Below are 26,456 nucleotides of genomic sequence, written 5' to 3'. Positions count from 1 at the left end.
GGTCCATTCAATCTATAATGCCAACGTTTTCCGCTCGGACTTGCAAAGCGCCGGAACGGGAACGGGCAAATACGGCTTCAACATTCCATTGCCAGTCAACCTTCGTGACGGCAAGCCGCATCAGTTAAGCGTGCGTGTGCAGGGCACCACATATGTGCTGTCAGGCTCACCACGGACATTAACTTGCTCAGTTCCTTCTCAGTATTATGGAAGCGTTAATGCACTGGATTGCAGCACAGTTCAGGGCTGGGTATGGGACAAGTCATATCCTGACTCTTCGCTGACGATCGAACTCTATGAAGGCTCGACAGTGCATGCTACTGTGGTGGCCAATGCATACCGTGCCGATGTGAAGTCAGCGGGCTATGGAACAGGCAACTACGGTTTCAGTTTCGCGCTTCCTTCGGCCCTGAAAGACGGCCAGTCGCACCAGCTTAGTGTTCGGGTAAAGAATAGCAGTTATACGCTGAATAATTCGCCAAAGACTGTCACTTGCGCTACAACTGCACGCATTGCCGCACCGGATGGGCCAAGTCAGGAAGTTGAAAAGGTATTTTCAGGGGCCGGTGAACAGCCGGAATTGGATATTGATCTGGTAATCTTCCCAAATCCTACAAGAGGAAAAATAAATGCGAGCTATTCTCTTAGTGAGAATGTTAACGCTGAGTTGACAATAACAAATATCGTTGGACTGCGGGTTTGGCGGCAGTTAGTGAAGGGAACAGGAGAGCGAGTTGAAATGCCATATGATTTTAATCAACTGGCTGATGGCGTTTACATTATGAAACTGGCTACATCAGATCAGAAAGTCGAGGTGAGGCGAATTGTACTGACGAGATAACAAGCGACTATTGTGCATCTAAACGGGTATTGAACAATGAGAGCGGTGAAGCTAACGTTTGCCTCACCGCTCCAACATCCCTTCCTGGTGACGCCAGAGATCTTGGAAAACTTCGCTGGTTGCCCGTAACCCTGTAAACGTCCCTTCGTCGATGAGATGCCCGTCCCTTAGGATATAGACGTAATCAAATTTGGTTAGCAGGTGAAGCCGGTGCAGTGTCGAGATGACGGCCTTGCCTTTGAATTCTTCAAACATCTTGTCGTAGATATGCGACTCGGTCTTCGGGTCTACACTGCTCGTTGGCTCATCGAGTAGAACGATTTCGCTCGTTCGCGCAGCCAGAATGCCTCTTGCCAAAGCCAATCTTTGCTTTTGTCCGCCCGAAAGATTGACGCCTTTTTCCTGAATGTTCGATTCGAGGCCGTTCGGAAGTTTAGCGATCACGTCTGTGAAATGGGCTGTCTTGCACACTTGCATAATCTCCTCTTCGTCGAAAGGAAGGCCCAGCGTAATGTTATAGGCAATGGTGTTTTCAAAAATTTCCGGGTCCTGCGGAAACAATGTGATCTGATCTGCCAGCAGTTGCATGTCGGTTCTATGCTTCTCGTCCACAACGACTTGCACGCCATTTTCCGGCTCATACAAACCCCTCAGCAAGGCTAGCAATGTGCTTTTCCCGCTTCCGCTTTCACCTATGAATGCAATGCGCTGACCTTTTTTAATGCGGATATGCAAGCCATGCAGACTGTGTGCCCGCATCTCGGCATCATAATGCTGACTATGCGAGAAACTGAGGTTGCTGATCTCAATTTGCTGCCAATCTTCGGGGAGACCTTCACTTGCGTCAGGCCGGTGTTGTCGGTTATAAGTTTCTGATATCGAGCGTGCAGTCTGGACTTCGGTGTTGTAACGGATGATCTCGGTATATTGCCAGGCAATGTCCTGAAACACGCTCGTAAACTGATTTACATAACTCAGCAATGTGACCAAACCGCCGACCAGGAAAACTTCGCCCGGAACATAATTTTGATAAACATAGCCCGTGGTAACCACAATGTAGATCAATGCAATGAACATGCTGGCCGTAAACCATTTCCACTCGTTGATTTTTATAGATCTCACAAATGGCAGAAACACTTCGTCAACTTTGCTCATCAAACTGATTTTCATCCGCTTTTCGAGCCGCAGTGTTATCACTGTAATGATGTTGGACAAGCTGTCGAAGAGCGTGGAAGACACAACGTGCTCCCGCTCATTGGTTTCGTCAAGAGCCTTGATAAATGGTTTGTCGAATTTGAATATTACCCAGACGTTAACAATGCCAATCAAAACGCCGATTGCGCCAAAAAGGGGCGAGAACCATATAATCGCGATGAAGGAAAAAATGAACTTTGCAAAGGCGTGCAAAAACATGAAACCGTTTTGGAAAAACTCTTTTAATGCCTCGTATGCCTTGCGAATGCGGTTGATGGTCGAGCCACTGTGATGATCCTGGTGCCAGCGAATAGGCAGGTGGAGGGCCTGGTGATACATTTCATCCAAAAAATTTTTGCTCAGGTCAAATGCCAGTTTCCGCTCCATAATCCGCGCAGGGCCGTGGAAAGCCCATTCAGCGAGCGTCAAAACAAGATAAGCACCTGTATATAACCATACATTTTCCAGAACATGCGACGGATCTTTTTGAATGGATTGGACAAACCAGCCATACATAAGCGGGTGCGCGGCCAACACAATGTTTGCCATTACAAACATGGCGTAAACCAGCACATAACGTTTTCTTTGCTGACGCGCATATCGCCAGGCAATGGCAAGCAGAGATAAATAGGGATTGTTCATTATAATTAATTCGCAGGCAAATATAGCAAAGCGTAAACTTCCGCTTTGCAACGTGCTACGCTGAGCGATATTCTATTTATGAAGAGTAGTTTTTTACCAAATGCGATTTTTTCGTAAAAGAGTTTAAATCACCCAAATACAACTGAGATTAATGTTCTTATGAAAAAAACATTTAATAATTTGTTCATAGTGCTCATAATGAGCATTGGATTACAATTTTCGGCAGCTACCCAGGATGGCTGGATCTCACTTTTCAATGGGAAAAATTTTGATGGCTGGAAGATTGGCGCCAATGCCTCTTCTTTTACAATCGTTGATGGCAGCATTCAGGTTGCTGGGCCGCGCGCGCACTTGTTCTATGATGGCCCGGTGAAAAACCACATGTTCAAGAATTTCGAATTCAAGGCGACCGTAATGACCAAGCCGGGTGCCAATTCCGGGATTTTTATTCATACAGCATATCAGGAAGACGGCTGGCCTTCGCAAGGATACGAAGTGCAGGTTAACCAGTCGCACACGGATTACAAGCGCACGGGAAGTTTATATAATGTAGTCGACGTGAAGGAAACCTACGTGAAAGACAATGAATGGTATACCGAATACATCAAGGTTGAAGGCAAGCACATTACCATTAAAATTAACGACAAAGTCGTTGTTGATTACGAAGAAGCCGATGTGGACAAAAGAGAGGGTGATATGAAAACAAAAGCGCTTAAAGCCGGCACTTTCGCATTGCAAGCGCATGATCCAAAGAGCGTTGTCCTTTTTAAAGACATTATGGTTAGGCCTTTGACAGAGTAAAAAAGGTTTTTTAAAACAAATAATTTGACAATTTGTCCTAAATAATAACTTAATCGCTTCCCGGAAAAGGGAGGCGATTTTGTTTCGTAATTGCTGATGATTTAGCAGCGCCGTTTTTTGCAGTCAAGCCCTGCTTGTCTTAGCCTTCTTTTCATTTTTTGCAGGATATTTTTTATATTTGTTCAAATCAAGCGGTTTGCTGACTGGGAAAGTTAAAGTCAGCTCATTTTTTAACATGTCCGTAGTCGTTTAAATCTATGGACCTTACAAGCTGAATTTTGAATTTCAATGAATTTGAGCTCCACGAAGACGTGCTAAACGCCGTGGATTCCATGAACTACCAGCAGGCAACGCCAATCCAGGAACAAGCAATTCCCTATATTCTTAACGGTAAAGATCTTTTGGCCTGCGCCCAAACCGGCACCGGAAAGACTGCCGCATATCTGATCCCCATTCTTGACAAAGTTGCACACGAGAACAATGGCAACACCGGAGCTTTAATCCTGGTGCCCACACGTGAGCTCGCTGTACAAATTGACCAGCAAATTCAGGGTCTGGGTTATTTTGTAGGCGCGACAAGCATTGCAGTGTATGGCGGAAATAAGGGTCCCGAATGGGATCAGCAGAAAAAAGCGCTTACCCAGGGAGCAGACATTATCATTGCGACGCCAGGAAGGCTCATTGCACATTTGCAACTCGGTTATGTCACTTTTGGGAATGTAAAGCATTTGGTGTTGGATGAGGCCGATCGGATGCTGGATATGGGCTTTTTGAGCGATATTTTGAAGATCATGAGTTTCTTGCCCGCAAAAAGGCAGACATTAATGTTCTCTGCGACAATGCCACCAAAAATTGGTGAGCTGGCAAAAAGAATTCTCCAAAATCCCGAAGAGATCAGACTTGCTGTTTCGCGTCCGGTTGACCGGATTGATCAGCAGTTTTATATGGCAAAAGACGAGCAGAAATTGCCGTTGCTATTGCATTTATTAAGCCAGGTCGAAAGCACAAGCATGGTGCTTTTCACCTCCCGCAAGTCTACCGTGGAGCCAATCGTACGGGCGCTGCGAAAGCTTGGACTTGTGGCAAGAGGAATTTCGTCGGATTCGGAGCAAGCTGATCGTGAGATTGTTTTGCGTGATTTTAAAAACAGACAATTTCCCGTGCTCGTAGCCACAGACGTGCTTTCACGCGGCATTGACATTGATAATTTGAGCCACGTTGTTAACTACGACGTTCCCCGCGATCCGGAAGATTACGTTCACCGCATTGGTCGAACAGCACGCGCTGAATCCAAAGGCACGGCCATCACGTTTATCAATGAGGCAGACCAGAAATATGTGTTGAAGATTGAAAGACTTTTTGAAAAAGAAGTCGAAAAACGATCGGTAACGCAGGATTTGGGACTTGGCGAGCCTCCGGTTTTTGAGCCGAAACGTTTCAGGGCAACCGGCGGTCGCAAACCGGCGGGAGCCGCAAAATCGGCTCATAAGTCTTCCAACAGACCAAAAAGACGTAAACCCAAAGCAGAACAAAATAATCCTACCCAGGCTTAGCCTATCAGAGTTTGTCAAACATGACGCAGCAGAAGTGAAGAAGTAATATGACTATATCAATGATTATTTTTACGAAATAAATGATTTGATCGGGATATGCCTTTTTTGCTTTTCATTTGCTTAGCTTTTTAAGTCGTCATGAATAAACTTAAATACCGTACTATTGGACCGTTTGATCGATTGGATTAGGAATCATAGGTTTAGCATAACAGATCCCCCCATCGTTTCTATGGAGGGCTTGTTTTCGCTCCTGCTGCTGTTATTGTTAAGCCTTGTAGCCGTATTTTTCCACCTTATCCGCATATTTTTTAACTCTCCCGTTGATTTTTCAATGGACTGGAACCTGTTTTTAAGCTGGATTCCACTGATAATGGCGTTTTTAGCCGATAATTTTACAAAACGCTTCGGACGCATTCCCTTTACATTGATCGTAATGACCACAATATGGCTGGCATTTTTCCCAAATGCACCATATATGATCACCGACCTGGCCCATTTGACCGTTGATTATCAGCGCGATCTGACCTGGCATGATACGATTATGCTGTTTTTCTACGCAGAAGTAAGTTTGTTTAATGGATTGGTGTCCCTTTATTGGATTCACCGTTCCTGGCGGCGCGTTTTTACGAGAAGTACAACCGTTACTTTTTTACTTTTAAGCCTTCCGCTGGCTGGTTTTGGGGTTTATTTAGGAAGAGTGAGGCGCATGAACAGCTGGGACATTCTTCATGATCCAAGAGCCATTTTGAATAACCTCATCGAAAGCGCGCTTGACCGCACAGCCTGGGTTTTCAGCATGGAAATCGGCATGCTTTTGGGCATTCTTTATCTGGTGCTATGGGCCATAGTTCGGTTCAGGATTCGTTATAGCAAGAAGAACAGCCGCTTACAACACGACGATTAAGGCATTTTTTCAATTGTATTTAAGCCAAAAAATAGAATATCGATATGCGAATATCCGATAATGTGAAGGATTCCTATTCGTCCCAATACAGCGACGCATCTGTCGAATGGCGAAACACGGGTGCGAAATACAAGGCGCAAAACATTGTTTCTCTTTCAAAAAACATCAATTTTAAAAATGTGCTGGAAGTGGGAGCAGGCGAGGGGAGCATTCTGAACTGGCTTTCGCAGTGGAATTTTTGTGAGGATATGAGCTGCGTTGAGATTTCCGAAAGCGGCATTGCATTGATTAAATCGAAGCAGATCAAAAACCTGAAAAATGTGCTGCTTTTCGATGGTTATCAGATTCCTTTCCCCGATGATCATTTCGATTTGGTGATCTGCTCGCACGTTCTCGAACATGTTGAACATGAGCGGATTTTGTTGAGAGAGATTAAAAGAGTTTCAAAATATCAGATTTTCGAAGTGCCCATTGACTTTTCATTTTATGTCGACAAGAAAGTAAAGCATTTCCTTTCTTACGGGCACATTAACATTTATACACCCGCTTTAATGCGATTTCTGTTGAAGTCAGAAAACTTCGAGGTGATCAAAGACATTTGTCATTTGTATAATGATGAGGTGCTTTTGCCAACATTCAAAAATAACAAAGCAGGGTTTTACGTAACAAAGGCCAAACATTTTATCCTCAAAATGTTTCCCTATTTATTGGGCATCAAGCCGAGCGCTTATGCTGTGTTGACGGCCAAGTCCAAAAATGATCTTTCTATATTTTAGGTGAAAGAACATTTCGCACCGCTTCAAATCCTTTATCAGGACGCTGACCTTGTTGCGATCAACAAACCCAACGGTTTGATGGTGCATCGTTCGCCCATTGCGACCGATACGAATGTCTTTGCCGTCCAATTATTACGGGATCAGTTAGGGCAAAAAGTATATCCTGTTCACCGCCTCGACCGCAAAACTTCGGGCGTGCTGCTTTTTGCGCTTAATGAAGAAATGAACAGTGTCATGCAGCAAAAATTCCAAAACGGTGAAGTTGAAAAGACCTATCACGCCATTGTTAGAGGCTACACCCCCGACACGCTCGACATTGATTATCCCCTAAAAAAGGAAGACGGAACAATCCAGGAAGCCTTCACATCCCTCCGAACACTCCAAAGAACAGAAGTCAATTTTGCCATTGGCAAACATCCAACCTCGCGTTATTCCCTCGTAGAATTAAAGCCCACTACCGGCCGCATGCACCAACTCCGCAAGCACATGGCCCACATTTTCCACCCCATCATCGGCGACCGTCCCCACGGCTGTAATAAGCAGAATAGGTTTTTTAAGGAGGAGTTTGGGATGGAGGAGATGATACTGCATGCTTTGAAGATTTCGTTTTTAAATCCCGTAGACAAGCTAAAAGTCGACATTGTAGCGCCCCTGAATAAACCTTTTACCAACATGATAAACCTTATCCAACTACATAGCAACCCCGCCTAACCAAACAAAAAAGCAAAACCCGAATGACCTTCGGTCATCCGGGTTGCTGTAATTAAATTACAATGCTTTTGTCTAAAACTATTCGTTGCTAGAACCGCTTGTTCCTGAGCCGCTGCCTTTATTTTTTTTCTTCTTGTTTTTCTTGGTTTCGCCTGACGAAGAACCAGAAGTTCCTGATGCGCCTGTATCAGTGCCTACTGTGGTTCCCGATCCAGTTGAGCTTCCTGATGTTCCAGAAGTTCCTGATCCAGTTGAGCTTCCTGATGTGCCGGAAGTTCCTGATCCAGTTGAGCTGCCTGAACCAGATGTTCCTGATCCACTAGTTCCTGATGAACCCGAAGTTCCAGAGCCAGTGCTGCCTGATGTTCCTGATCCAGTTGAGCTGCCTGATCCGCTGCCAGTCGTTCCGCTGCCAGAAGATCCGCTAGTGCCGCTTCCTTGCTGATACTGACCACTTGTTCCAGAAGTTCCTGAGCCACTTGTGCCTGAACCCGAAGTTCCAGTGCTGCCAGATGTTCCTGATCCAGTTGAGCTTCCTGATCCGCTGCCAGTTGTTCCACTGCCGGATGATCCGCTCGTGCCGCTTCCTTGTTGATACTGACCGCTTGTGCCAGAAGTTCCTGAACCGCTAGTGCCTGATGTTCCAGACGTGCCTGAGCCAGTGCTGCCAGAAGTTCCTGATCCAGTTGAGCTGCCTGTTCCGCTGCCGGTTGTTCCGCTGCCTGATGATCCGCTCGTGCCGCTTCCTTGCTGATACTGACCGCTTGTGCCTGATGTGCCAGAAGTTCCTGATCCGGTGCTGCTGCCAGTCGTTCCAGATCCGGTTGTGCTGCCTGATCCGCTGCCAGTCGTTCCGCTAGTTCCGCTGCCGGAAGTTCCGCTAGTGCCGCTTCCAGTTGAACCGCTAGTGCTGCTTCCAGAGCCGCTGCCGCTAGTTGTTCCCTGAGAATTTTGTTTTGATTTGTCCGTTGTTTGTGCGAATACTGTCCCCGCTGAAATCAACAAGAACAAAGAAACGCTTAATGTTAACTTTTTCATTTTTTTAGTTTTTAGAAGTCAATGAATTATTAATGAAATACTTTTTAATTCAGGGCGGAGTTATAAAAGTCGTTCCAGTGAAAAGTGTGGAGCGTTTGTTCACATTATGCATATCCGATTGGCACCATATTTTGATTTCAACAGCAACCTTAAACACTAATTCATTCACTATGAGCTCGAATTCTTACGCTTACGACTTGCCGGGGACCGTGTCGGCAGTCTTTTTTACTAAAAACAATGCAGAGAATGCCTATCGCGCGTTGCTTAGACTTGGGCACACGGAAGATGATATTTCCTTGCTTATGTCAGATGAGACATTGAATAAGCACGCAAATCCGACTCAGGGGGACGTTATTACAGACTCGGACACAGCTTATGAGCCTTCACAGGACCAGTCAAAATCCTCAGCCAAGCATATGCTTGCCGATGCCATTATTTCAATCACTTCCATGATATCTTTGCCCGAACTGGGGATTTCCATCTCCCGAAAACTGCTAGGAAGGGTTTCAGGAGTGTCAAATGAGGCTATTCCGCAGAAGGAAACCATTGGCAGCATCATCGCGACCAAGATTCCTGAGGCACATTGCCAGACTTACGAGAGTGGAATGAAAGAGGGAGGAATCATCATTAGTGTCGATCCAAAAAATCGGGCGGAAAAGGATGCAATCATCCGGGAGTTCCGCCTCAATGAGGGACACGATATTTTGGGTGATGACGGTTATACTGAGATGGATTAACCGGCAACAACACCCATGATCATGTCCCTCTACGATTCAAAAATGCTGTTTTTTACTTCTTAGGCCTTATATCCAGGTTGTGAAATATGAAAACCCGGAGCACATTGTTGCTAATGAAATGGTTTCCTGACGGAAGCTGCTGGAATTGGTTCATATAACCAACCTGCGCATTCAGTCCTTTTGTAAATTGATAGCCAAGCCCAACAAAAAATCTGTTCTGGTCAAAAAGATTATAGGTTATTTGTTTCCCCGCATTGATGTGTATTTCATCATTAAATGCAAAAAACAATGTGTTAGGTTCTATAAAGTCCCTGTTCAGGGGAACCATCAAGTTGAGAAGATAGCGGAAGCGGAAGTTGAAATTGTGGCCATCTTGCAGCTCGTCGTTCGCAATTTTTCGGTTAAACCGTTCTTCCAGGCGCACCCATTGCTGCGTTTGCAAACGCTTCTGCCGACTTGTCCAAAGTATTTGTTGCCAAAGCCTGTTCTCTGGCCTGACCGTATGCAGACCTGCGGCCGGATAACTGCGCGCGTAAGCATAACCAGCTGTAAATCTCAAATGATCATTAAAATAATAAGTGATTCCTGGTCTGATGATCTGTGTTGCCCAGCGATCCAGAAAATCGGTGCGTCTGGCGTGCAAGTCCAGCCACAATCCCCACCGATCCGAAATTCTGGTTTGATTAAAATATCCCAGCCACACGCCGCTAACATTGTTGACTTGTTTTTGGCCAAATGAGGGGATTGTAAAAAGGAGAAATAGCAGTAAAAGTCGACTCTTCATAATTGGTTAATAAGGTTACATTCAAAACATTGCCCGGTCAGTAATGCATACACTTTTCGGCCGCTGTCTTCCATATCAGCAGGCCGATTTGCAATGTTAAGCAATAGATAAATATGGAAATAGCACGAAAATGACCATTTGTATATTTTTTACTTTTTAAAAATCACCATTAAAAGTTGGTACAGCATTTGTATACCCTCAATCTTCACATAACAGCGAGTCACATGAGCAATGGTACAGGTTCTGAACCGAAATTTAAAACGAAAACATCAGCCGGTGCACAGCCAGCATTGATGAAATTATTCCTGGATAGTCTGCGCGATATTTACTGGGCAGAAAATCACCTGGTTAAGGCACTTCCAAAAATGATGCAGTCTGCAACGGCAGAAAAGCTGAGCGCTGCAATCGCGAATCACCTGGAAGAAACAACGGAGCAGGTTAGCCGCCTTGAACAAATTTTCGAATTGTTAGGAGAAGAGGCAATCGCCAAGAAATGCGATGCAATGGAAGGCTTATCCAAAGAAGGTGAAGTAATTGTGGAAAGCACCGAAGAAGGAACTGCAACGCGTGACGTGGGGATTATCCTTGCAAGTCAAAAAATAGAGCATTACGAGATTGCAACCTACGGCGGACTTACACAACTTGCGGCAACATTGGGGCTGGAAGATATAGCCGACCTGCTGGCATTAACATTGGCAGAGGAAAAACAGGCCGACGAATTGTTGACCGAAATCGCTGAAAACAGCGTGAATTACGACGCAGCGGAAGAAGTTTAATGCGTTTGAACAAGACAAATAAAAAGCTGCTGATAAGAAGCGCCCATCGGGGGTCTCTTATCAGCAGCTTTTCTCTTTTATAACAAATGGGCTTTTATCGCCAGTTGCCTAGATTTTTATCCCTAGTTTTTTAGCAATGTCGGCAAACATTTCCGGATCAATGCCCACTTCACCAGGTGAGTTTAATTGTGGTTCTTCTTCCAGATCCGGAGCAGGGAATCCTTCCGGCGCACCAAAAATAACTTCCAATGGCTGCCCATCTTCCGGGTGAGGACCGTTGAAAACCATTCCGGCTTGCTGATAATCGTCCTTGCTGAAAGTGTATAATTTCCGGTGAACACCATTCGCTTCATACTTGCGCGTTTCCGGAAAAGCCTTGTTGCTTAAATCCGGCACGGGAACTAGCTTGGTAACCGCAACGCCGGTCAGGATTTCCAATGCACGTGCATATGCAACCACGTGAAGGCCTCCTCTTACGAGCAGAAAACCAACCATTTCGCGCGCAGTCGGATCCGTAACCATTTCATATACACGCATTTTGTTTGCACGCGCTCCACATTCCAGGAAGAAATTATGAAGCAAATCGAGTCTCAGGTTACCGCTGCTGAAAACATTTTGTCCAGTCCACCAGTCGCCCATCGAATCTATAGGCAATGAGGTTTGCGCACTCGAAAGAAAATGGCGCGAAATGCGTGCGTCAACAGTCTCGCTCAAAGGCCCCGGCTCAGGGTCAAATCCTCTTTTCGTAGTTCCGGTTAAAAGTAAGTTTATCGCGTATGAAACAACTTCAATATGACTATATTCTTCCCCTGCAATGCTGGCCGTCAGGTCGTAAAAGGGTCTTAACCGCTTACGTCCCCTGAAATTGAAGGATTGAAAAGTATAGTTCATCAATGTAGACATTTCCCCAAATTTACCGCCAAGCAATTCTTGGATAGCGGCAGCATCATTGGGGGACGGATTTGTAGGTGTTGGCAGCTCAATCGGCAGCCGATCCATTTTTAAAATCATATTGTTGAAGTTTGATGAGAAATCATGCCCGCTCAATAAAAACTGTTCCAGACGGCAAGTGCGTAGAGTGGGGAAAAGCTGAGGAACAGGATTTTAGCATTCGATTGCACGGAAGTGTAACTAGGGTTTTAACTTTTTTATCAAAACAAAACAAATGAGGTCATGACGAAAAAGAGTGCAGGAATTCTGCTTTACAGAAAGCTAAATAAGACGTTGGAAGTTTTTCTGGTGCATCCGGGCGGTCCATTTTATTCCAGAAAAGATTTGGGCACATGGAGCATTCCGAAAGGCGAATACACGGACGAAGATCCGGAGCTGGCAGCGCGCAGGGAATTTTTTGAAGAAACCGGAAGCATGCTAGCCGGTGAATTAATGTATTTGGCGGAAACCAAAATGAAGAGCGGCAAGCTGATCAGTTGTTGGGCGGTGGAAGGTGATTTTGATGAAAAAAATCTGATATCCAACACATTTGAATTGGAATGGCCGCCCCGCTCGGGAAAAATGAGCGCGTTCCCGGAAGTGGACAAAGGCGCCTGGTTCAACATTGAAGACGCGAAAGAAAAAATACACCCAAGCCAGCTTGTGTTTCTGGATGCATTAGTGACATTTTTTGGGAGCTCTGGGAGTTAGCCAATGGAGTAGCAGGCGGGCTTAAATCCAAATTCTTCTCGATCCATTGCAACGTTCTTCTGCAACATGGTGTCTAAAATGAAAATTAGCCTCCCAAATCACAGCGCCATGAAATATTCGTTACTGCTGCTTTTGCTTGTCGCTCTTATTGTGTCCTGCACCACCGAGCGTGACGAGCCTTTACAAAGATTTCCCTTCGACGGGACCGGTTACCGACCAATTTACAGCACCGAAGAAAACCTTGCGAAAATCGAGACCATTGGTGCGCAGCCGTTGGCAAAGCCGGGCAAAATTTATCTGCTGGACAATTATTTGTTCATCAACGAATCCGGTCAAGGCATTCACATTATTGATAATGCTGACCCCAAGAATCCAAAAAACCTCTCCTTTATTTCCATTCCGGGCAACTATGACATTGCGGCAAAAGGGTCATTTTTGTATGCGGATAATTTATCCAATCTGCTGGTTTTCAACATTAGCGATCCAAAATCTCCCAAACTCGCCAAGACCATTCCGAACGCAATTCCGGTAAATAATTACCCGCCATTCAACAATGTTTATTTTGAATGCGTAGAAAGTAAAAAAGGGATTGTGACGGGATGGGAAAAAGTGCCGATGTCAGAAATGCCAAAATGCTCCCGATAACGACAATTCCTGGCAACCATTCTCCAAAAACTAGAAAGCTAGCGCTGAAATCATGAAAAGATTTGCTCCCATTATATTTATATGCCTCACTTTGATCGGCCTGTTTTTACTTCTGACAGGTTGTGAGGACGGCCGCACCGATTCGGCATTAAATCCCCAGTCCGGCACCGGCGGCTCCATGGCACGCTTTGCCATAACTGGCACCACACTTTACATTGTTTCAAAGCAAACGCTTGAAGTTTACGACATTGCCGATGGCGCCAACCCTGTAAAAGCGACCGACAAAAACATGAGTGTGGGGATTGAAACCATATTTCCATACAAAGACAACCTGTACATCGGTGCCAGCGACGGCATGTATATTTTCAATAATACCAATCCAAAAAATCCGCAACTCCTGTCGAAATTCCAGCACATTCAATCATGCGACCCGGTGGTGGTTCGAGATAAATATGCCTATGTCACGCTGAGGAGTGGCGTTACGTGCCGACCGCAAAATTCATTGAGCTCGCTGGATGTCATTGACATCAGCAACCCGGTCGACCCAAAGATGGTGCACACACAGCGCATGAGTTCGCCTTACGGTTTGGCTGTTTCGGGCAATAAATTGTTTGTGTGCGAGGGCTCGCTTGGGCTGACGTTGCTGGATATCACCAACCCAGCCTTGCCCGTATTCAAGCAAACATTCGGTGATTTGCCTGCCTATGATGTTATTGCAAGAGACAAACATCTGATTGTCACAGGGGAAAAAGGCTTGTTTCAGTTCAAATATGACGATGCGGATAATGTTGAATTGTTAAGTAAAATTCCTGTTTTATGAGATTGTTCTTTACGTTTTTGGTCGCATGCTGCTTACAAGCTTATACATCATTTGGCCAAATTGATGCCGAAACAGCGCAGCAGCATGTTATTGTAAAATTCGCGCCGCTTGCACTTTTCGACTTTGATAACGCAGTTCAGTTCGGCGTCGAAGTGCCACTGGGCACATCCGGAATGTCGTTGCAGCAAGACCTTGGTTATGGACATTCGTCCTTTAATATGTGGTATGAAAATGAAAGCATCCGACCGCGCAAATACACTTATAAAAGCAGAACGCAACTGCGTTATTATTACATGACGCGCCGCCGGGTTAAGGCTTATGTTGCAGGTGAATTTATGCTGAAAAAAGTGATTTACGCCGAGAACAAATGGGTGGGCATGGATTGCCTGGATGGCAACTGCAATTATTTTGAAAACAAATTTGTCAAAACGGGACGGACAGTAGGAGCAGGGCACGTGAAGCTCGGCTGGCAATTTTACTTCGGCAACCGCATGGCGCTCGACTTGTTTACCGGAATCGGTTTTCGCAACATCAGCGTAAAAGCAATCACACCCGGCCTCGACAATGCCAACATTCCCCGCACCGATCGCTGGTTCGAATACGATCGCCCCGGCGTCAACGAAATCGTCCCCAGCATAGCAATGGGAGTCCATTTCGGGATTGTATTGGGGAAGTTTGGTGATTAAATCTTAACCTGCAAAGTCAGATAAAAACCTCTTCCGTCCGAGGGCAGGATGCCGGGGCCGGGATATCCTGTGGCGCGGCGGGTGAAATACATTTCGTTGGCCAGGTTGTTGATGCTGCCCTCGGCTTTCAGGCGTTTCCATTCGTAAGAAAGGCTGACATCCATGATTTTGTAAGCTGGAATGAGGCCGACGACTGACGACACGCCTCCATCAACCGCATTGGTTGCTTCGGAAAACTGGTCTGTTAAATGTGTCAGCTGGAATGAGCCTTTGAGTTTTTTATAACCAAGCCTCAGACCCGTTTTTAAGTTTAACTTTGGCACAAATTCAACTTCATTGCCCTGAACACCAGGAATTTCGCTGTTCTTGTATTCTGATTTGATGAAGGCAATGTTCGCAAAAACAACAGCGCTCCAATCCCTGTATTCCGGATTTGCAAGTTTGATAAAATCAGCTTCCGCATAAGATTCAACACCTGTAATGATGGCTTGGCCCACATTGCTCCTAAGCCGCAGCACCCGGTTGCTTTCATCATAAAACTGCACTTCGCCAATCCGGTTATTATAATTGAGATAAAAAAGACTCACATCATAATTGAAAAACGCAGTCTGATGACTTCTAAAACCCAAGTCAACGCTGTATCCTTTTTCATCTTTTAGGTTAGGATCTATGACGGACGATGGATTGGCAATGCGCATGTCGCTGAATGTGATCGAGCGGTAATTTTGAGAGATGTTTCCATAAACTTCCACATTCAAATGCGGCTTGTAACTCACGCCAACACCGGCCAGGACAAACTGACGCCCATTTTTTCGATACTCATCGGTGCGTGTAATGTTGATAATGTTGCCGGCAAGATCGCGCGAAATGTTTCCGTAAAATCCGTCGGCGGTTGTTTTAATGTATTCAAACCTGACGCCGGGCGTCACCGAAAGTCGGTCTGTGAGATAAAAGATGTTCTCTGCAAAAAGCGATACATTCCGGTTCGGGAAGCGATAATCGTAAGTGATGAAACGCTCGGGCTGCACGAAATTGAAATCTGCATCTTTTCCTGTGCTTCCGATTCCTTGCAAACTGTGGTTGAACCCATGATAATAACGCCCGCCAACCAGCAGCACAGACTGCTTTTTAGCAATAAAATATCTTTTCAAATAACGCGCCTCGGCTCCCCAGTTCGTGAAATCGCCTTTTATCAAATCACGTTCGCTGTTATCATCAATGGTCGCCACGCGGTTGGGCCTGAAACCAAGAGAATAACGATGCGCAGCCAGTCCGAAAACGCGGAGATTGAAGTCGCTCGTTGCATTTAGTTTTTGGTCAAAATGCAATGCAAGCATGTTCCAGCCCACTTGAAACCAGTTTCTTTCACGGTTCGTCTGCCGGGGATCTTGCGAAAACATCGCATCCGAAAGCCCACCCGGCTGCTTTGCCAGATAATCCATATGCGTAACGTCAATGCCAATGCTGGTTTTATTAGATATTTTGTAATCAATGTCCGCATAGGCAGTTTTGTTTTCAAAATGCGAATTTTCCCGCCAGCCGTCTGCCTTTTTATATTGGAAAAAAGTATAATAACTCAACTTTCCCACCGTCCCGCTTGCGCTGGTGAATGCATTGTAAAACCCGAAAGAACCAACACTTTGCCGTGCAGTGATTTCGAGTTTTTTGTTCTCAACAGGCTTGCGCATCACAAAATTGATCAATCCGCCAAACTGCGTGCCATATTGGAGTGAAGCCGCGCCCCGCACGATCTGAATGCGGCCGACGCCTTCAATCGGAGGGGTGTAATAACTTTCCGGGTAACCCAATGCATCCGCGCTGATGTCGTGACCATTTTGCCGCACATTAAAATTAGAAGTGCGATTAGGGTCTAGTCCGCGGCCGCCAATGCTAAGCTGCAACCCGCCGCCGTCATTTTCCCAAATGTTCAAACCCGCAACTCGTGAATAAACTTGCCGTGCATTGTTAGTAGAAAGATTTGCGACAAGCTGATCGGGCGTGATAACTTCCGATTTCTTTCCCTCATAAATGCCCATATTCTCCACTCCACGTAACCGCGAAAAGCCGAAATCGGTGGCTTTTTCGGTGACCGTCAACTCGTTTAACGTTTGTTCGCTGGAAGTCAGGTGAATGTCAATGTGTTGGTCCTTGCCTGACAATGCGATGTTTTTTTGAAACGATCTGTAATGTGAGGACACGGTTTGCAGCGTGTGTTTTCCGTTGGGAATGTTGGCAAATGTGAAATGGCCGTTTGTGTCGGTAACCGTTTTCTGATTTTCGTTTAATAAAACAATGCACCCGGAAATTGCGGCACTATCCGACTTGGACAAAACCCTTCCGGAAATGCGAAACTGGGCAGCGGCGACACTTGAAAGGGTCAGTAATAATAAAAGGAATTTAAAGCCCTTTGATCTCATCATTAAAAGGAATAATCCAGGATTTGTGTTGGAAGGAATCAGTTTGTTTGGCCAGGTCAACTGCGGGATCAACGAGTGGTTTGCCCATCCGGCCATTGAGTGCCACGTAAGAATCCACGTAAACTTGTGGTTGTTGAAAGCCCGCAGCCGCGTAATGGTCACGAAGCATATGCGCATATTGCACGATCATATCCGGCTGGGTCGACATCATTTTCTCCTGCAAGCGCGTCAGGAAATCGTTGTTATTGACAATCTGTATTTTGCCAGAAGCATCCATGACCGTAAACTGCGTGTAACCCGCTTTTTCCATCAGCATAACCCGCCAGGAAAAACGATAACCTTCTTCTGTCCAGAAAAGCTCATCGGCATACAGCAAATAACGAAAAGGAAACAAGAGCTGAAATGTAAAAAACAGCGCAAAAATGGTGAGCAAAATCGGTTTTGCAATGCCTAAAACAATGTATGAGCGCTTTGGTCTGATGAATTGAATGGGCAAATGCAATGCGAAACTAATGGCATCGATGATTTTCTGGTGAAATTCGCCCGGGAAAAATATGAACGCCGTGACGATCATAATGTAAGGAAACATGCCGATTGGAAAGAGAACCGCAGTGAGCAAATGGAAAATGATCACCGAAATAAATGCAAACGGACGCGTTTTTCTGTTCCAAAGCAAAAAGCCAACGCTTAAATCATAAATGCATCCGGCCCAGCTGAAAAAGTAAGGCATCCATTTGTAATTAAACAGATTTCCGATAACGGGCAGGTCATTCTTGGCAGGCAACCAGATTTTTAATGGCAATGCATGTAAAAGCCAGTCACTGTTCAACTTGGCCAACCCGGCGTAAAAGTAAATGATGCACACCAGCAGTCTGATGCTGTCAATGCACCAGCTCGGAACCTGGTCTGCGAGCAATCTTTTGTTCCGGTAAGCGTCGATTGAAAAGGACGCGTGGGCTGGCAAAAAAATGAGCATGAAGCTCACCATGCTGACAAAATAATAGTGATTCAGATAAGTGCTTTTGTCGATCAGTTCAATGTAAGTGAATGACAGAAAGAGCATTAATGCGGAGAATCTGTAAAATAAGCCCAGTGCGACCATTAGTGCGGCCAATGCGCAGACGGCAAAAAGCACATAAGTCCATTCTCCCAACGGCCTGATGAATTCAAAACCGTAAAACGCGAAATGATATTTCGGTAGAATATAAAGATCATTGATCCAGCCTTTTGCCCAGAAACGGCAAATGCTCAAAAAGAGCATCATGCCGAAAATAACCCGGAACAAAGCCAGCGTCGCAGCCGGAGAAAATCTGTTAAAATAAGCCCGCATGAATGATGCGTTTAGTCGCCGTCGTTATCCGTGTAAGTGATGGTAATGCTCATAGCCGAGGTCATGTCCACTTTCAGCATTCTTACAGCTTTTTGCATTTCCGTGTAAGTGTCCTTCATCGCCTGATTATTGGTTTTCACCTCTTCGTACAGGTTGGGTTTCAAGACATTCAACTTCGTTTTGCTGGCTTCAAATTGTGCATTAAGCAACTCCGTAAGTGACTTTCCGGTGGCGCTATCTTTCGCGCCAAGCGCGTCCAGATATGTTTTTAGCGAAGGCCCGGTTGCATCCGATTTTGCGCTTTTGCCGTTGAAAAAGTCAGCAAACGCCTGGTGTGCCGTTTTTGCAAGAACCAATGAAATGTCTTTCTTATAATAAGCTTCCACTTTTTCAGCTGCGGGAATGCCGTTCAACATTGCCCCGGATGGAATCCCGAACTTGCCGGAACGGATATAACGCTCGTAATGAAGCACATAGCCATTCACCAGCAATGAAGTCGAGGAGCCAATGTCCAGACCGGTTTTAGTAACAAATGTTTCTCTGTAAGCGCCTTTCCATTCGCTGGTAACTCTATCCAGAATGCTGTCCATGCGATCGGTAACGCGCTTCATATAAGCCAGTTTGGCGGCAGCGTTTGGTGCGGTTGTGTATTGCGCAATAATCGCTGCATCCGTGGCGCCTATGCCGTTGATCAGATAATCAATTGCTGGAAATCCTTGTTTGGGATAAGAATCCGGCGTTTCAAGACTCGCTGTTGGATCGGCAATGTTGGCTGCAATTCCCTGCTCGCTGGCAGGGTAAATATTGAAAAAATTCCGGATCGTGTGTTTTTCGCCCGGACCAAAATCGAAGAGCTCAACTTTTTGCCATTCCGTATAAGCGTCCACCCAGGCTGCGCGGAAGTCTGTGAGCGTTGCAGCGTCTGGTTTGGCGGCAAATGCATTGGACTTGGTCACCATCAAGTCAAACTTCGTCTGAAAATTATCGTAAGACGGAATAATGATGTTATCGGCCAAGTGCGTCAACATTGCTTTCCGGTCCATGCCATCGTTAACAGGCTCTGGTTCAGGCTTTTCTTTTGAATCTGAACAGCCCAGAAAAAGCAAGGTCAGCAAAATCGCCAGGTAATTTTTCATTTGAATTAGTGGTCAGTTTTAAAACAATAAATGGTGGACTGACGAAAAACGTCAATCCACCCAGGGTCAGAAATAGTCTGAAATTATAATTTGAACTTCGCTGTTATCGCATCCGAAGCAGCGTTGATCTTGTCATTGGTCAAGTCCCAGAAACCATTCGGCGAGCCGATCAAGCCCAGCAAAATTGCGTCAGAAAACGCAGCGTCCGCCCCGTTAATCGTGCAGTAACGTAAAGAATAAATGAATCCAAGTCCTTCGCCAATCGCGTGTGCTCTGGCCGCATCGGTCGTTCCGCTCTTCCATTTGCTAAGATAACCCAATGCAGCAGAGGCAATTGCCTTTTCCATTTCGGTTCTGATGAATGTTGCTTGCGCCTTAACCTCCGCCTTGTCGTTGTTAACAATGGCCGCACGGCCTTTTACAAACGCCGGGTGCACTTTGGCATAACTTGCCTTATTGTATTCCCAGATATAAGAACCAAGGAATGACTCATTTGAAGTTCTTACAGCGTCCGTAGCGCCAGCAAGATAAACCGGATTCAGGGTTAGCAAGCCGTAAGCTTCATCCCAGTTGTGCTCCAATGCAGTGTATTTTTTGCCCGAAACCAGCGCTGAATTGTCAGCTTCCAATCCTTTATCAAGCAATACATTGCCGATCAAGTCCAGCTGCAATGCGCCGATGAGGCCTTTTTGAATGATCTGCGCGTGTTCAATTCCTTTTGCATCAACTAAATATGTTCCCAGTTTCCCCGCAACGCCTTTCGCGGCAGTGGCTTTTACTGATTTGCTGGCAGCTTCCAGTGCGGCAAAGCTCGCTTCCAGATTTGCTTTCGCCGCATCGGCTTCCGCAGAAGTTCTCGACGAAGCAGTAACATCGCGCAACTGAACACCTGACGCATTTAGGTCAGCGCCTTTGATGTTGATCGTAGCCGTGCTGATGTCCGTGAAAGGGCTTCCTGTATTTGTATACATGTTTTTCAACACCGTTGCACTCACCTGCGTTGTGTCGCGAACTGCTGAGCCCATGTAATAATTGAGCGCCTGAAACATTTTGTAACGCATGTTACCGGATGTCAAATCGGCTGTTGTATCGCCTTTTGCGTCAACGAAAAGGCTTTTGTAAGGTGTTGTTGGCGTGATCTTCGCGTAATCGATCTTGGTCCGAAGTTCTGTGGTTGGAGGAGTTACCGTCGGTTCAGCATCGTCTGAACAGGAGGTCAATCCTGCGATCAGCATCGAAGCGAACATTACATTGCGAAGGTTTAAATGTTGTAGCATTTTTTGCAAATTGTTGTTTTGTCAGGAAATGTAAGAGGTTGCTTTATTTAGACTGAAACTAAGCAGAGGCAAACATATACATTATTTAGAATTAGAACAAATTGCCTAAAAGAGTTTTCACAAGCATTTTACCCGACTCAAATAAAAAAAGACACTTTTCATTGACTGCAAGCCTGTTAGCTCGAAGACGATGAAAAGTGTCTTTATATTAATTTATTGTTACCTCAGGGCAATTATGGCCTAGCTGCCGCTGTCAGTTTTCTTTTTACTGTTGAATTTTTTCTCGGCCGTTTTTGCTTTTTCAAAATCCAGCACAACGCCGTTGATGCAATAACGCAAGCCGGTTGGAGGTGGGCCATCTTCAAAAACGTGGCCTAAATGTGACTTGCATTTGCCGCACATGACCTCGGTCCGGCGCATGCCAAGTGTGTTGTCTGCGGCTTCTAAAATCGAAGTTTTGCTTAATGGCTCAAAGAAGCTCGGCCAACCACAACCGCTTTCATATTTGGCATTGCTTCTGAAAAGTGCATTGCCGCAAACCGCGCAATAGAATGTTCCCACATCTTTGGAATGTTCAAATTCGCTGGTGAACGGGCGTTCTGTTCCTTTCAAACGGGCCACTTCGTAAACTTCCGGAGAAAGGATTTTTTTCCACTCCTCATTACTTTTATTAACTGAACCAGAGTCCTTTCTGGAATAAGCCGGGCTTTCCTGTTCTTTCTGCGCCGGTGCGGATTGTCCGTAGCAGCTTTGCAGCATTAATGCGAGCACGCCTGTAAATAAGAGCGCGGTTATCTTTCTCATGCTATTTTAGTTTGATGTTTTCTTATATACGATTTGCGGGTGTCAATAGTTGAATGTCACACCATTTTAGTAACAATAATGAGCAGCAAAAGATTTAAAGTTTTAAAACCATTGGTTTTAGCCGAAATTATAAAAAAGCGGCGAAACCGGTGAAAATCCGTGTTTTTGCTTTAATATAGTCGCTTCGATTCAACTCAACGTTACATGCAGGAAATTTTAAGGACTTTAAAAGTCAAGTATCCCGCGTATTGGCAGGATACACAAGCCGTCAGCCACATCCGAAAGAAAACCCTCCGATTTCTCTTGTTTGCCTATTGTATCATGGGCGTGCTGCTGGCCATGCTGCATTTGGCACAACACAAGAATTTTCTGCTTTGGAGAGTCCTCTTTTTCACCACATTAACGTGGGTGGGATATCAAATGCTTTGCCGCGGCGTGCACTTCAAAAGAGTTGGGCATTATGTCATGATTTGCCTCTGCCTGATCGTCTTGTCCACTGCGGTGCTGTATCAGAATGGACATTATCTCGTCACTTTACAATTTATTTTCGTCATTCTCAGCGCCGGATTCTACATTCTTGGACCCAGATGGGGACTTTTCTATTCGCTGGTTAGCGTGCTCTTGGTTGCCTGCGTTTTTGTCCTTAACCAATATTTTGATATTGAAATTAGAATAAAAGCTTCCGCAGTCGACACATATGCTCTGGCTTTTGCGCTGATTTACAATTACTTAATGCTGATTTACATTCACTATTTTTATTTTAAAGAATCCGAACTGGCGAGTGCAAAGGAAGCGACGCTTTTGAGTGAATTAAAAATTGCGGCAACAAAATCGCAGGATCTTGCCGAATACAAAACCAACTTTCTGATCACGATGTCGCACGAAATTCGCACGCCGCTGCATGCGATCATCGGCGGTTTGGAATTGCTTTCTTATGAAAATTCCAAAACCGATCAGGCGAAGAATCTGGAAAATGTGCGGTTTTCAGCAGATATTCTCAACTCGATCATTAATGACATTCTGAACCTGAATGCAATCGAAGGCAATCAAACCAAGCTTAATAAGGTTGCGTTTAGACCTGCCGTTATCATTAACGACATTTGTAAGGCACTGCAAGCTGCGGCGCGCAACAAGGGGTTGACGATGAGGCTAAATGCGTCACCGGAACTGGACGCGCTCTGGGTTGACGGCGATCCCGAGCGTCTGGCTCAGATCGCGATGAACCTGATTAGCAACGCTATCAAATATACCGAGCACGGCTCCATTGAGGTCACGCTGGATGCGAGGCGAATTGCCGATGATCAGCTGCAAATATTCTTTAATGTGACGGATACGGGCATTGGAATTCCTCCGGAGGTTTTTCCATACATTTTTGAGCCGTTCAAACTGGTTAACACGGGGATGAAAAAACAATATCACGGCACCGGCTTGGGACTGTCGCTGGCACAGCGGCTGGTTGATCTGCATGGCGGAAAGCTTGACTTTACCAGTCAGGAAGGAGTGGGCACATCATTCTTTTTTGACTTTCCTTATCCATTGAGTCAGGAACCGGTTTTATCAGAAAAACCTGCCTCGAACAAAGATCTCGGTCCGCTTGATATCAATGTGCTGGTTGCGGAAGACAATAATATGAATGCAATGATCCTCAAAAAGTTCCTCGAAAAATGGGACGTAAAGTTTGATATTGTTCAAAACGGCCGTGCCGCTGTGGAGTCAATGCTGGTAAAGAATTACCAGGTTATTTTAATGGATATCAACATGCCTGTCATGGACGGAATTCAGGCAAGTCAGCAAATCCGCGCACTTGAAGATGTGGAGAAAGCAAAGATTCCAATCATTGCTTTGACTGCCACCAGCAAAGAATCACTCGAATCGAGCGGCATGCTTGCTTTGTTTGATGACTGGATAGCAAAGCCCTTTCACCCGCAAATGTTGCATGCAAAGCTTGCGGGGCTTTCGTTAATCAACAGATAATCAATTGTTAAGCTAAAATTATTACACAAAAACGGACAAATCTTTAACACCGAGCTTTCTGGAAGTCGTAAATCCTTCTCCAAACGTCACACCAATCGCATGTCCCATTTCACGGGCGCGCGCAATGACAAATTCAAGGAAATCGGGTGAGGAAATGTAACTTTGAGGCTCGTCGCTGTTGTACGATGGCACGTAAAATTGGCTTTCAAAAGCGCGGATCGCTTCAATTTTCTTATCGTGCACATCTGTGATATCGACAATGAAGTCGGGCACAATGTAACGGTCCTGAACAGTGTGAAAAACGTGCTTTGGCCGCCAAGCTTCCTGCTTGTTTCCCTGCTCATCAAATGTTTTGACCATGCGCAAGCCTGAATAAAAACAACTGTCTGAAACCAGCTGACCAGCCCTTCCGTGATCGGGATGGCGGTCGGTTATTGCGTTGGTGATGACAATGTCAGGCTGATATTTTCGGATAAATGGAATGATGGCTTTTTGGTGCGCCTCATTGTTGGCAAAGAAACCATCTGCCAATCCTACATTGTCGCGAACGGGAATGTTCATGATTGCCGCTGCGTTCAATGCCTCCTGAATCCTGCCTTCCGGTGTTCCGCGCGTGCCGAGCTCGCCACGCGTCAGATCTACGATACCAACTTTTTTGCCAAGTGCAAGTTGCGAAAGCAATGTGCCGGCACAGCAGAGTTCGACATCGTCAGGGTGGGCTGTGATGGCGAGAATGTCTAGTTTCATAGAGGTGGTTGTTATTTGATGCGGAGTTTCTGCCCAATCCGCAATGTGGATCGACTTGAAATTCGGTTTTTTCTGGCAACGGATGAAATGCTTACGCCATATCTTCCGGCAATGGAAGAGAGCGTTTCGCCCGAGCGCACTTTGTGCAGGATCGAGCGCGTGTAAGCGACTGGCGCGTCGCCTGAGGCGAATTCACTTTTGGTAGACTTGCCGCGCAAATGGCTCCAAACATTGCTGGTCAGCAGGAAGTGATTTGATTTAATGGCTTTGTTTTCCCAGTCAAAAATATTTCTCGGGTCAAAAGGATTTCCCTCGTAACGGTTTTCATAATGCAAGTGCGATCCCGTGCTGCGTCCCGTATTTCCGCCTAACCCGATCACGTCACCCGCTTTCACGATTTGACCTGATTCGACGAGTTGCTTGGATAAATGTCCGTAAAGTGTTTCAAGGCCATTGTAATGTCTGACCACGATAAAACGTCCATATCCGCTGCCGTCGAAGGCCACAATGCGAACCATTCCGTCATAAGTTGAACGCACCGTGTCGCCCGTTTCCAGGTCCAGGTCGCTTCCATTGTGCCATCTTCCCCAGCGATAACCGAAGTTGGAGGTTGCCTTGGTGTCCGTCATCGGTGTTGCCCACATCCTGTTCGCCGTCGAGTCATACAATGTCAGCTCGACGGGTTCGTCAAACTCCAACGGGCTGAGTCCGTATGGATTAATGGTCCGGGCATCCCAAATGACATAATATTCGGCTGATTTTACCCATTCATCCGCAACTAACAATGAATCAACAACTTCCACGACATCCGTTTCACCTTCGTCAATGGTTGTGGTGTCCTCGCTTACGACAGGATTGAGTGGTTTCACAGGTTCAAACTGGTTTTGGAATCGGAGATTGGAGGTTTCGACCTGATATTCGTCCTCTGGTTGAGGCGTGCTTATTTTTGTTGGTCCTTCGTTGGCGTTGTTTCCGGACTGATTGATTTTTGGATTTCTTTTGAATTTCCCTCGCTCTTGCGCTTGCGTGTTCCAGGAGATCAAACACACGATCATTAGCAAACTTACAATAAGCTTTACTTTCATAGGTATAAAAATCAGATCAGACTACACTGCCTGTAAAAGCATTACCAGTGTAGCCTGAGTCAAATTAGGGGTTGGGCAAATAATTTTAAGCTGTTTCTTCGATAATGTTCTCCACTTCAAGCTCCATTAAAAAACGCTCGGCGTCCAATGCGGCCATACAGCCGGTTCCCGCAGCCGTAATGGCTTGTCTGTAAACATTATCCTGCGCATCACCGCAAGCGAACACACCTTTCACATTCGTGCAGGCGCTTCCTTTTATTGTTTGAATGTAGCCGGTTTCGTCCATGTTCAGATATCCTTTGAAAATATCCGTGTTGGGCTTATGTCCGATGGCTACAAAGAAACCGGTTGCGTTCAAAAGTTGCTCCTCGCCGGTTTTATTATTTTTTACCAAAACAGATTCAAGACCGTGCTCGCCGTTCAATTTAACTGTTTCCGTGTTCCAAAGGATTTCAATGTTTGGCAACATTTCAACGCGTTTCTGCATGATTTTAGAAGCACGCATTTCATCGCGGCGAACCAGTAAATACACTTTACGGGCCAATTTGGCAAGATAACTTGCTTCCTCAGCAGCTGTATCACCCGCACCTACAACGACAACATCTTGTCCTCGGAAAAAGAAACCATCGCAAACCGCACAGGCAGATACGCCATGTCCGTTAAGGCGTTGCTCATCTTCCAGGCCAAGCCATTTGGCAGAAGCACCCGTTGAAACAATCACTGCATCAGCTTCGATCTCGTGTTTGTTGTCAATGGTCACTTTAAGCGGATGCGTTGTAAAGTCAACCGCAGTTGCCAATCCGTAACGAATGTCTGTTCCGAAGCGCTGTGCTTGTTTTTCAAAATTCATCATCATTTCAGGGCCGGTAATGCCATCTGGATAGCCGGGATAGTTATCGACTTCCGTTGTAATGGTGAGCTGGCCGCCTGGTTGCGCGCCTTGGTAAAGTACAGGATTCAAACCTGCTCTGGATGCATATATTGCGGCTGTATATCCGGCAGGACCGGAGCCGATGATTAAGCAGGAGACTTTCTCGGGTGTCATGATATTTTATTACTAATTGTTAATGACGGATGTTTACGAACTAAGTTGTACTCGTCTATTACAACATTGGCAGATCGACAAAAGTGCAAAAT

At 45.6% G+C, this 26,456-nt stretch carries 25 protein-coding genes; 13 read left to right on the top strand and 12 right to left on the bottom strand.

Annotation, left to right across the window (positions count from 1 at the left end; all coding sequences use genetic code 11):
* A partial coding sequence (locus LZG73_RS12870) for a T9SS type A sorting domain-containing protein (RefSeq protein ID WP_233849938.1) occupies positions 1 to 841 on the top strand: 841 nt, incomplete at its 5' end.
* Positions 842 to 904: 63 nt separating this feature from the next.
* Here the strand turns inward: LZG73_RS12870 and LZG73_RS12865 are convergent.
* The gene (locus LZG73_RS12865) at positions 905 to 2,677 is read right to left on the bottom strand and encodes an ABC transporter ATP-binding protein (protein ID WP_233849936.1); all 1,773 of its coding nucleotides are present in this window, start codon (positions 2,675 to 2,677) and stop codon (positions 905 to 907) included.
* A 198-nt stretch (positions 2,678 to 2,875) separates the two neighbouring features.
* Here LZG73_RS12865 and LZG73_RS12860 point away from each other — a divergent pair, with 198 nt between their 5' ends.
* The 5 genes from LZG73_RS12860 (at position 2,876) to LZG73_RS12840 (ending at position 7,422) form a co-directional block, all read left to right on the top strand.
* Positions 2,876 to 3,478, top strand: coding sequence for a DUF1080 domain-containing protein (locus LZG73_RS12860; protein ID WP_233849934.1), 603 nt, complete (start codon positions 2,876 to 2,878; stop codon positions 3,476 to 3,478).
* Between the two features lie 332 nt (positions 3,479 to 3,810).
* Positions 3,811 to 5,031: a DEAD/DEAH box helicase gene (locus tag LZG73_RS12855; protein ID WP_233849932.1), complete on the top strand. Its 1,221-nt coding sequence runs from the start codon at positions 3,811 to 3,813 to the stop codon at positions 5,029 to 5,031.
* Positions 5,032 to 5,260: 229 nt separating this feature from the next.
* Positions 5,261 to 5,935, top strand: a complete 675-nt coding sequence (locus LZG73_RS12850) for a DUF1361 domain-containing protein (RefSeq protein ID WP_233849931.1) — start codon at positions 5,261 to 5,263, stop codon at positions 5,933 to 5,935.
* A 44-nt stretch (positions 5,936 to 5,979) separates the two neighbouring features.
* Entirely contained in the window at positions 5,980 to 6,711 is a 732-nt protein-coding gene (locus LZG73_RS12845) for a class I SAM-dependent methyltransferase (protein ID WP_233849929.1), read from the top strand.
* A complete protein-coding gene (locus LZG73_RS12840) occupies positions 6,712 to 7,422 on the top strand; it encodes a pseudouridine synthase (protein ID WP_233849927.1) in 711 nt (236 codons plus the stop codon).
* A 78-nt stretch (positions 7,423 to 7,500) separates the two neighbouring features.
* Here the strand turns inward: LZG73_RS12840 and LZG73_RS12835 are convergent, their stop codons facing one another.
* Complete coding sequence (locus LZG73_RS12835) at positions 7,501 to 8,460, bottom strand: hypothetical protein (protein ID WP_233849926.1); 960 nt, start codon at positions 8,458 to 8,460, stop codon at positions 7,501 to 7,503.
* A 170-nt stretch (positions 8,461 to 8,630) separates the two neighbouring features.
* Here LZG73_RS12835 and LZG73_RS12830 point away from each other — a divergent pair, with 170 nt between their 5' ends.
* Positions 8,631 to 9,197 carry a hypothetical protein gene (locus tag LZG73_RS12830; protein WP_233849916.1) on the top strand — a complete coding sequence of 189 codons (567 nt, stop codon included), beginning with the start codon at positions 8,631 to 8,633 and terminating at the stop codon, positions 9,195 to 9,197.
* A gap of 52 nt (positions 9,198 to 9,249) precedes the next feature.
* On the opposite strand, the gene LZG73_RS12825 is transcribed toward LZG73_RS12830, so the two are convergent.
* Positions 9,250 to 9,981, bottom strand: coding sequence for a DUF2490 domain-containing protein (locus LZG73_RS12825; RefSeq protein WP_233849914.1), 732 nt, complete (start codon positions 9,979 to 9,981; stop codon positions 9,250 to 9,252).
* Between the two features lie 224 nt (positions 9,982 to 10,205).
* Between LZG73_RS12825 and LZG73_RS12820 the strand changes: the two genes are divergently transcribed.
* The gene (locus LZG73_RS12820; protein ID WP_233849912.1) at positions 10,206 to 10,757 is read left to right on the top strand and encodes a ferritin-like domain-containing protein; all 552 of its coding nucleotides are present in this window, start codon (positions 10,206 to 10,208) and stop codon (positions 10,755 to 10,757) included.
* A gap of 108 nt (positions 10,758 to 10,865) precedes the next feature.
* Here LZG73_RS12820 and LZG73_RS12815 read toward each other — a convergent pair whose 3' ends face one another.
* Complete coding sequence (locus LZG73_RS12815; protein ID WP_233849910.1) at positions 10,866 to 11,768, bottom strand: manganese catalase family protein; 903 nt, start codon at positions 11,766 to 11,768, stop codon at positions 10,866 to 10,868.
* Between the two features lie 162 nt (positions 11,769 to 11,930).
* Between LZG73_RS12815 and LZG73_RS12810 the strand changes: the two genes are divergently transcribed.
* The 4 genes from LZG73_RS12810 to LZG73_RS12795 all read left to right on the top strand — a co-directional run bounded on the left by LZG73_RS12810 (position 11,931) and on the right by LZG73_RS12795 (position 14,549).
* Entirely contained in the window at positions 11,931 to 12,398 is a 468-nt protein-coding gene (locus LZG73_RS12810) for an NUDIX domain-containing protein (protein WP_233849908.1), read from the top strand.
* Between the two features lie 108 nt (positions 12,399 to 12,506).
* Positions 12,507 to 13,043 carry a hypothetical protein gene (locus tag LZG73_RS12805; RefSeq protein ID WP_233849906.1) on the top strand — a complete coding sequence of 179 codons (537 nt, stop codon included), beginning with the start codon at positions 12,507 to 12,509 and terminating at the stop codon, positions 13,041 to 13,043.
* 52 nt (positions 13,044 to 13,095) lie between these two features.
* Positions 13,096 to 13,863 carry an LVIVD repeat-containing protein gene (locus LZG73_RS12800; RefSeq protein WP_233849904.1) on the top strand — a complete coding sequence of 256 codons (768 nt, stop codon included), beginning with the start codon at positions 13,096 to 13,098 and terminating at the stop codon, positions 13,861 to 13,863.
* Positions 13,860 to 14,549: a DUF3575 domain-containing protein gene (locus tag LZG73_RS12795; protein ID WP_233849901.1), complete on the top strand. Its 690-nt coding sequence runs from the start codon at positions 13,860 to 13,862 to the stop codon at positions 14,547 to 14,549. Before LZG73_RS12800 ends, LZG73_RS12795 begins: the two co-directional genes overlap by 4 nt.
* Here LZG73_RS12795 and LZG73_RS12790 read toward each other — a convergent pair.
* The 5 genes from LZG73_RS12790 to msrB all read right to left on the bottom strand — a co-directional run bounded on the left by LZG73_RS12790 (position 14,546) and on the right by msrB (position 21,513).
* Positions 14,546 to 16,969: a TonB-dependent receptor domain-containing protein gene (locus tag LZG73_RS12790; RefSeq protein WP_409014334.1), complete on the bottom strand. Its 2,424-nt coding sequence runs from the start codon at positions 16,967 to 16,969 to the stop codon at positions 14,546 to 14,548. The two genes, LZG73_RS12795 and LZG73_RS12790, sit on opposite strands and share 4 nt — an antisense overlap.
* Entirely contained in the window at positions 16,947 to 18,296 is a 1,350-nt protein-coding gene (locus LZG73_RS12785; RefSeq protein ID WP_233849900.1) for an HTTM domain-containing protein, read from the bottom strand. The genes LZG73_RS12790 and LZG73_RS12785 overlap by 23 nt, the downstream gene beginning before the upstream one ends.
* An 11-nt stretch (positions 18,297 to 18,307) precedes the next feature.
* Positions 18,308 to 19,432 carry an imelysin family protein gene (locus tag LZG73_RS12780; protein ID WP_233849891.1) on the bottom strand — a complete coding sequence of 375 codons (1,125 nt, stop codon included), beginning with the start codon at positions 19,430 to 19,432 and terminating at the stop codon, positions 18,308 to 18,310.
* Between the two features lie 83 nt (positions 19,433 to 19,515).
* The gene (locus LZG73_RS12775; protein ID WP_233849889.1) at positions 19,516 to 20,709 is read right to left on the bottom strand and encodes a DUF4856 domain-containing protein; all 1,194 of its coding nucleotides are present in this window, start codon (positions 20,707 to 20,709) and stop codon (positions 19,516 to 19,518) included.
* A gap of 240 nt (positions 20,710 to 20,949) precedes the next feature.
* Positions 20,950 to 21,513: a peptide-methionine (R)-S-oxide reductase MsrB gene (gene msrB, locus LZG73_RS12770; protein WP_233849887.1), complete on the bottom strand. Its 564-nt coding sequence runs from the start codon at positions 21,511 to 21,513 to the stop codon at positions 20,950 to 20,952.
* A gap of 204 nt (positions 21,514 to 21,717) precedes the next feature.
* Between msrB and LZG73_RS12765 the strand changes: the two genes are divergently transcribed.
* Positions 21,718 to 23,487, top strand: coding sequence for an ATP-binding protein (locus LZG73_RS12765; RefSeq protein ID WP_233849865.1), 1,770 nt, complete (start codon positions 21,718 to 21,720; stop codon positions 23,485 to 23,487).
* A 21-nt stretch (positions 23,488 to 23,508) separates the two neighbouring features.
* Here the strand turns inward: LZG73_RS12765 and bshB1 are convergent, their stop codons facing one another.
* From bshB1 to trxB, 3 genes are all read right to left on the bottom strand, one after another.
* Complete coding sequence (gene bshB1 / locus LZG73_RS12760; protein WP_233849863.1) at positions 23,509 to 24,234, bottom strand: bacillithiol biosynthesis deacetylase BshB1; 726 nt, start codon at positions 24,232 to 24,234, stop codon at positions 23,509 to 23,511.
* An 11-nt stretch (positions 24,235 to 24,245) separates the two neighbouring features.
* The gene (locus tag LZG73_RS12755) at positions 24,246 to 25,319 is read right to left on the bottom strand and encodes a peptidoglycan DD-metalloendopeptidase family protein (RefSeq protein WP_233849861.1); all 1,074 of its coding nucleotides are present in this window, start codon (positions 25,317 to 25,319) and stop codon (positions 24,246 to 24,248) included.
* Positions 25,320 to 25,404: 85 nt separating this feature from the next.
* Positions 25,405 to 26,364: a thioredoxin-disulfide reductase gene (gene trxB / locus LZG73_RS12750; protein WP_233849859.1), complete on the bottom strand. Its 960-nt coding sequence runs from the start codon at positions 26,362 to 26,364 to the stop codon at positions 25,405 to 25,407.
* Positions 26,365 to 26,456 lie beyond the last annotated feature (92 nt).

Source organism: Dyadobacter sp. CY326 (genome assembly GCF_021390515.1).
GTDB lineage: Bacteria > Bacteroidota > Bacteroidia > Cytophagales > Spirosomataceae > Dyadobacter.
This window is presented reverse-complemented; position numbering and strand designations above follow the sequence as displayed.

What these genes read in the sequence shown, in the direction of transcription:
- LZG73_RS12865 (WP_233849936.1), bottom strand. Translation starts at nt 2,677, where the DNA reads ATGAACAATCCCTATTTATCTCTGCTTGCCATTGCCTGGCGATATGCG.
- LZG73_RS12860 (WP_233849934.1), top strand. Translation starts at nt 2,876, where the DNA reads ATGAGCATTGGATTACAATTTTCGGCAGCTACCCAGGATGGCTGGATC.
- LZG73_RS12855 (WP_233849932.1), top strand. Translation starts at nt 3,811, where the DNA reads ATGAACTACCAGCAGGCAACGCCAATCCAGGAACAAGCAATTCCCTAT.
- LZG73_RS12850 (WP_233849931.1), top strand. Translation starts at nt 5,261, where the DNA reads ATGGAGGGCTTGTTTTCGCTCCTGCTGCTGTTATTGTTAAGCCTTGTA.
- LZG73_RS12845 (WP_233849929.1), top strand. Translation starts at nt 5,980, where the DNA reads ATGCGAATATCCGATAATGTGAAGGATTCCTATTCGTCCCAATACAGC.
- LZG73_RS12835 (WP_233849926.1), bottom strand. Translation starts at nt 8,460, where the DNA reads ATGAAAAAGTTAACATTAAGCGTTTCTTTGTTCTTGTTGATTTCAGCG.
- LZG73_RS12830 (WP_233849916.1), top strand. Translation starts at nt 8,631, where the DNA reads ATGAGCTCGAATTCTTACGCTTACGACTTGCCGGGGACCGTGTCGGCA.
- LZG73_RS12825 (WP_233849914.1), bottom strand. Translation starts at nt 9,981, where the DNA reads ATGAAGAGTCGACTTTTACTGCTATTTCTCCTTTTTACAATCCCCTCA.
- LZG73_RS12820 (WP_233849912.1), top strand. Translation starts at nt 10,206, where the DNA reads ATGAGCAATGGTACAGGTTCTGAACCGAAATTTAAAACGAAAACATCA.
- LZG73_RS12815 (WP_233849910.1), bottom strand. Translation starts at nt 11,768, where the DNA reads ATGATTTTAAAAATGGATCGGCTGCCGATTGAGCTGCCAACACCTACA.
- LZG73_RS12810 (WP_233849908.1), top strand. Translation starts at nt 11,931, where the DNA reads ATGACGAAAAAGAGTGCAGGAATTCTGCTTTACAGAAAGCTAAATAAG.
- LZG73_RS12805 (WP_233849906.1), top strand. Translation starts at nt 12,507, where the DNA reads ATGAAATATTCGTTACTGCTGCTTTTGCTTGTCGCTCTTATTGTGTCC.
- LZG73_RS12800 (WP_233849904.1), top strand. Translation starts at nt 13,096, where the DNA reads ATGAAAAGATTTGCTCCCATTATATTTATATGCCTCACTTTGATCGGC.
- LZG73_RS12795 (WP_233849901.1), top strand. Translation starts at nt 13,860, where the DNA reads ATGAGATTGTTCTTTACGTTTTTGGTCGCATGCTGCTTACAAGCTTAT.
- LZG73_RS12790 (WP_409014334.1), bottom strand. Translation starts at nt 16,969, where the DNA reads ATGATGAGATCAAAGGGCTTTAAATTCCTTTTATTATTACTGACCCTT.
- LZG73_RS12785 (WP_233849900.1), bottom strand. Translation starts at nt 18,296, where the DNA reads ATGCGGGCTTATTTTAACAGATTTTCTCCGGCTGCGACGCTGGCTTTG.
- LZG73_RS12780 (WP_233849891.1), bottom strand. Translation starts at nt 19,432, where the DNA reads ATGAAAAATTACCTGGCGATTTTGCTGACCTTGCTTTTTCTGGGCTGT.
- LZG73_RS12775 (WP_233849889.1), bottom strand. Translation starts at nt 20,709, where the DNA reads ATGCTACAACATTTAAACCTTCGCAATGTAATGTTCGCTTCGATGCTG.
- msrB (WP_233849887.1), bottom strand. Translation starts at nt 21,513, where the DNA reads ATGAGAAAGATAACCGCGCTCTTATTTACAGGCGTGCTCGCATTAATG.
- LZG73_RS12765 (WP_233849865.1), top strand. Translation starts at nt 21,718, where the DNA reads ATGCAGGAAATTTTAAGGACTTTAAAAGTCAAGTATCCCGCGTATTGG.
- bshB1 (WP_233849863.1), bottom strand. Translation starts at nt 24,234, where the DNA reads ATGAAACTAGACATTCTCGCCATCACAGCCCACCCTGACGATGTCGAA.
- LZG73_RS12755 (WP_233849861.1), bottom strand. Translation starts at nt 25,319, where the DNA reads ATGAAAGTAAAGCTTATTGTAAGTTTGCTAATGATCGTGTGTTTGATC.
- trxB (WP_233849859.1), bottom strand. Translation starts at nt 26,364, where the DNA reads ATGACACCCGAGAAAGTCTCCTGCTTAATCATCGGCTCCGGTCCTGCC.